3 protein-coding genes and 1 pseudogene are annotated in these 5,202 nt (G+C 71.7%); 2 read left to right on the top strand and 2 right to left on the bottom strand.

The window, feature by feature from the left end; translation table 11 throughout:
* The first annotated feature begins 223 nt into the window (after window positions 1-223).
* Window positions 224-1,189 carry a 5'-3' exonuclease gene (locus tag ASJ79_RS18250; RefSeq protein WP_067958029.1) on the top strand — a complete coding sequence of 322 codons (966 nt, stop codon included), beginning with the start codon at window positions 224-226 and terminating at the stop codon, window positions 1,187-1,189.
* An 18-nt stretch (window positions 1,190-1,207) separates the two neighbouring features.
* Here ASJ79_RS18250 and ASJ79_RS18245 read toward each other — a convergent pair whose 3' ends face one another.
* A complete protein-coding gene (locus ASJ79_RS18245) occupies window positions 1,208-1,999 on the bottom strand; it encodes a DUF4333 domain-containing protein (protein WP_067958026.1) in 792 nt (263 codons plus the stop codon).
* A gap of 55 nt (window positions 2,000-2,054) precedes the next feature.
* A complete protein-coding gene (locus ASJ79_RS18240; RefSeq protein WP_067958022.1) occupies window positions 2,055-4,808 on the bottom strand; it encodes an RNA helicase in 2,754 nt (917 codons plus the stop codon).
* 52 nt (window positions 4,809-4,860) lie between these two features.
* On the opposite strand from ASJ79_RS18240, the pseudogene ASJ79_RS35125 reads away from it, so the two are divergent.
* Window positions 4,861-5,202, top strand: a pseudogene (locus ASJ79_RS35125) (hypothetical protein); the annotation flags it as partial.

The following is a 5,202-nucleotide window of genomic DNA, read 5'->3' as shown; positions in this document are numbered from 1 at the left end:
CCGCCGCGGCGCCGCCGCGGAACCGCAGCCGTCAAGGGCCGAACGCAGGACCGCCGCGCCACAGATGACCAGGCCCGACCCGGCCGACCCTACGCTGTGGCCCCAGCGTGAGGCCCTCAAGTCGGCGTACACATCGGTGTCGAAACGGGCGCTGGACCGGCCTTCGCTCATGCCGTTCAGGCTAATCCCGGGCCGATCCGGGTGCCCTGGCAGGATGGCGCCCATGACTGACGCCCCGCTGGTGCTGCTCGACGGTGCGAGCATGTGGTTCCGCTCGTACTTCGGTGTCCCGTCGTCGATCACCGCCCCGGACGGCCGGCCGGTCAACGCGCTGCGCGGATTCCTCGACGCGGTCGCCACCGTGATCACCCGGGAACGGCCCCGCCGGCTGGTGGTGTGCCGCGACGACGACTGGCGGCCACAGTGGCGCGTCGACCTGATCCCGTCGTACAAGGCGCACCGGGTGGCTCTCCCGGCCGAGGAGGCGACCCCGCCGGCCGACGTCGACGTCGAGGAGGTGCCCGACGACCTGACCCCACAGGTCGACATGATCATGGAGATACTCGACGCGTTCGGCATCCCGACGGCCGGCGCCGAGCACTGCGAGGCCGACGACGTCCTGGGCACGCTCGCCGGACGCGAGCGCCGCGACCCCGTGGTGGTGGTCAGCGGTGACCGCGACCTGTTGCAGTTGGTGCGCGACGAGCCGGTACCCGTACGCGTGCTCTACCTGGGGCGCGGACTGTCCAAGGCCGTCAAGTACGGGCCGCGGGAGGTGGCCGAGGCCTACCATGTGCCCGTCGACCGGGCCGGACCCGCCTACGCCGAGCTGGCACTGCTGCGCGGAGACCCGTCCGACGGCCTGCCCGGCGTTCCGGGGGTCGGCGAGAAGACGGCGGCCACGCTGTTGGCCCAGCACGGATCGCTCGAGCGGATCGTGGCCGCTGCGCAGGATCCGAAGTCGAAGATGTCGAAGGCGTACCGGACCAAGCTGCTGGCGGCCGCCGACTACATCGAGAAGGCGGGCCCGGTGGTAAGGGTGGCCACCGACGCCGAGATCTCCTTCTCCACCGACGATGACGAGCTGCCGCTGGCCGCGCGTCATCCGCGCAAAGTCGCCGAACTGGCCGAGCGCTACGGCGTGTCGTCGTCGATCGGCCGCCTGCAGGCGGCTCTGGACAAGCTCTGACGAGCCGCCCCCGACCGTCTACCTCGGGCGGCCGACCTCGTAGGTGCCGTCGTCGTCCTGGAACGTCACGGTGACCTGGCGCTTGGTGCCGTCGATGCTGACCTCGCAGTTGAAGGTGTCGCCCCTGCGGACCGTCGGGCTCACGCCGTTGTTGCACTTGACGTCGTTGACGTTGCTGGCGCCGTAGCCGTTGGTCTCGTCGGTGAGGATCTGCTGCACGCCGCTCTGCGCGGCGTTGATGTCCAGCTTGGTCGTCACGAAGAAGCCGGGCTTCCAGAAGCCCAGTACCAGGACGGCGGCGATGACGACCGCGGCGAGCGCACCGAGCACGCCGCCGATGACCGCCATCGAGCGCTTCGACCCCTGCTCGGAGCCCGGCGGCGGATAACCCGGCGCACCGGGGTACTGGCCGTACTGACCGGGCTGCCCCGGTTGCTGGCCGTACTGGCCCGGCTGGCCGTACGCCCCGGGCTGACCGTACTGCGGGCCGTACCCGCCCGGCTGGCTGTACTGGCCGGGCGGCGGGTAACCGGCCGGGCTGTACTCGGTGGGCTGCTGCCCGTACTGGTCGGCCGGATACTGCTGCGGCGGGTACGTCGGCGGCTGGGTGGGTTGCTGGTACTGCGGGTACTGCTGCGGCGTGTACGCCGGCGGCTGCCACGACGACTGATCGGGCTGCTGACCGGCGCCCGGCGTCGGGGGCTGCCAGCCCTGATTGGCCGCCGAATCCCCCGCCGGCTGATCCGTGCCCTGCTCAGGCTGCTGACCCGGCCACGGCTGCGTCGGGTCGGATCCCTGCGGTCCGCTCATTTCTCTCCTTGGTCATCCGGGGCTGGTGTGCCGGGGGCCTTGCTGGCTCCACACACTACCCGGCATCAACAGCTACGACGCCGCGCCGAACGTCGTTGATGGCGCGTTTCGCGGTGGCCCGCAAAGCCGCCGACGGCGCCGCGCCGCGCACCTGGTCGGCCAGATCCAGCACCTGCCTGCACCACCGCACGAAATCGCCGGCCGACATCGACGCCCCGGTGCCGGCCGTGTCCGAGGCCGCGAGCGCCGACGCCAGGTCACCGGTGCCGGCCCACCGGTGCACCGCGGCGACGAAACCGTCGTCGGGTTCGCGGCTCGGCGCGATGCGGTGCCGCTGCTCGTCGGCGCGCAGTTCCGACCACAGCCTCCTGGTCTGGTTCAGCGCGCGGCGCAACCGGCCGGTCGGGACGTCCGAGCCGTCGCCGGGACCGCGCCCGTCGCGGCGCGATTCGTAGAGCACCGTCGACAGCGCCGCGGCCAGTTCGGCCGCGTCGAGCCCCTCCCACACGCCGGCCCGCAGGCACTCGGCCACGAGCAGGTCGCTCTCGCTGTAGATCCGGGCCAACAACTTTCCGTCGTCGGTGACGACGGGAGTGTCGACATCGGCGATGAACCCGCGTTCGGTGAGCAGCTCCACGATCCGGTCGAACGTGACGGCCAGCGAGTTCGTCGCCGAGGCGATCTTCTGGCGCAGCTGGTCGTTGTCGCGCTCGATGCGCAGGTAGCGTTCGGCGACGCGAGCCCGGTCCTCCCGGTCGGCCAGGCCGTGGGCCCGGTGCGCCCGCAGCCGGTCCCGCAGCGCGCGCAGCTCCGGATCCACGTCGGGATCCTGCGCGGGACCGCTCCTGCGGCGAGCCGACGGGACGTCCAGCCGGGCCGCGGCCGACCGCAGCGCCGAGGCCAGATCGCGGCGGGCCTGCGGGTTGCGGTGCTCGACCCGCTTGGGCAGCGACATCTTGCCGATCGGCGCCGTCGCACCGGTGTAGTCCGCCGACGAGATCCGGCCCGCCCAACGATGCTCGGTGAGCACGAGCGGGCGGGGATCCTCGTCGTCGCGAGCCGGTTCGAGCACCACCGCCAACCCGCCGCGGCGGCCCTGGTTGATCGAGATGATGTCACCGCGCCGCAGCGCGGCCAGCGCATCGTTGGCGGCCTGGCGCCGCTGCAGCCGCGACGCCCGCGACTGCGCGCGTTCCCGCTCGGAGATCTGCGCGCGCAACCGGACGTAGTCCAGGATCGCCGCGTCCCGGCCGCCCATCTCGGCGGCGAGCTCACCGAGCATGCGCTCGCCGCGCTCGACACCGCGCACCAGCCCGACGACGGACCGATCGGCCTGATACTGCGCGAAGGACCGCTCCAGGAGCCGGTGGGCCTGGGTGGGTCCGAGCTGGTGCACCAGGTTGATCGTCATGTTGTAGGTCGGCACGAACGAACTGCGCAGCGGGAACGTCCGGGTCGACGCGAGGCCGGCGACCTCGGCGGGGTCGACGTCCGGGTTCCACAGCACCACGGCGTGGCCCTCGACGTCGATGCCGCGCCGGCCCGCCCGGCCGGTCAGCTGCGTGTACTCCCCCGGCGTCAGCGGCATGTGCTGCTCGCCGTTGTACTTGACCAGCTTCTCCAGCACGACGGTGCGGGCGGGCATGTTGATGCCCAGCGCCAGCGTCTCGGTCGCGAACACGGCCTTGACCAGGCCGGCGGTGAACAGTTCCTCGACGGTGTGGCGGAACGTCGGCAGCATGCCGGCGTGGTGGGCCGCGATGCCGCGCAGCAGCCCTTCCCGCCACTCGTGGAAGTCGAGCACGATCAGGTCGGAGTCGTTGAGGTCGGCGGTGCGCCGGTCCACGATCTCGGCGATGCGCGCCCGCTCCTCGGTGGTGGTCAGCCGCAACGACGACCGCAGGCACTGTTTGACCGCGGCGTCGCAGCCGGCGCGGGAGAAGATGAACGTGATGGCGGGCAGCAGATCGGCCTGCGCAAGCACGCCGATCACGTCGGCCCGGCCCGGCGTGCGGTACAGGGTCGGCGGGCGGCCCGGCCGCCCGCGTCCCCGCGGCTGCCAGTCGGCGAGTCGTTCGGCCTCCCGCCGGTGCGCGATGTGGCGCAACAGTTCCGGGTCGACGAGCAGGTCACGTCCGGCCGCGCCGGAAGCGCGGTAGTCGAACAGATCCATCAGCCGCTTGCCGACCATCACGTGCTGGTACAGCGGCACCGGCCGGTGTTCGTCGACGACCACCGTGGTGTCGCCGCGGACGGTCTTGATCCATCCGCCGAACTCCTCGGCGTTGCTCACCGTCGCCGACAGGCTGACCAGGCGGACCTCCTCGGGCAGGTGCAGGATCACCTCTTCCCACACCGCGCCGCGCATCCGGTCGGCCAGGAAGTGCACCTCGTCCATCACCACGTAGGAAAGACCCTGCAGCGCACGCGAATCCGCGTACAGCATGTTGCGCAGCACCTCGGTGGTCATCACGACGACGTCGGCGTCGCCGTTGACGGCCTGATCACCGGTGAGCAGCCCGATCCGTTCGGGACCGTACCGGCGCACCAGATCGTTGTGCTTCTGGTTGCTCAGCGCCTTGATCGGGGTGGTGTAGAAGCATTTCCGCCCGGCGGCCAACGCCAGGTGCACCGCGAACTCGCCGACGACGGTCTTACCCGCGCCGGTGGGCGCGCAGACCAGCACACCGTGCCCCTGGGCCAGCGCCTCGCAGGCGCGGCGCTGGAACGCGTCCAGCTCGAAGGGCAGCAGCGCCGTGAACGCCGCCACGCTGTCCGGCGGCGGACCCGGCTCAGGTTGCGTCGTCATCGATCAGGCGGGACGGCGCGGGCACCGCTGTCGGCGCCTCGACGGGCTCGACCGGGCCGATCGGCGCGGCCTCATCATGGATGTGTTCGTGTTCTGCGCGTTCGTCACTCCCGGTTCGGATCCGTTCTCGATGCTGGCGCTGGCGCTGGCCATGACGCTGCTGATGGAGATGGCCATCCAGGTCGCGCGGCTCAGCGACCGGCGCAAGGCGCGGCGCGCGGCGATGGACGCCGTCGACGACGACGAGGCCGCGCCGATCGGCCCGGTCGAGCCCACCGTCGAGACGTCCGTCACCGAGGACGTGCACCTGATCCCGGGTGCGACGGTCGTCGACGGGCGTTACCGGCTGCTGGTGTTCCACGGCGGACCAGCGCGGCTGCAGTTCTGGCAGGCC

The organism is Mycobacterium sp. NAZ190054 (assembly GCF_001545925.1).
Classification (GTDB): Bacteria; Actinomycetota; Actinomycetes; order Mycobacteriales; family Mycobacteriaceae; genus Mycobacterium.
This window is presented reverse-complemented; position numbering and strand designations above follow the sequence as displayed.

Coding starts and splice junctions, on each gene's coding strand:
- ASJ79_RS18250 (WP_067958029.1), top strand. CDS start 224: ATGACTGACGCCCCGCTGGTGCTGCTCGACGGTGCGAGCATGTGGTTC.
- ASJ79_RS18245 (WP_067958026.1), bottom strand. CDS start 1,999: ATGAGCGGACCGCAGGGATCCGACCCGACGCAGCCGTGGCCGGGTCAG.
- ASJ79_RS18240 (WP_067958022.1), bottom strand. CDS start 4,808: ATGACGACGCAACCTGAGCCGGGTCCGCCGCCGGACAGCGTGGCGGCG.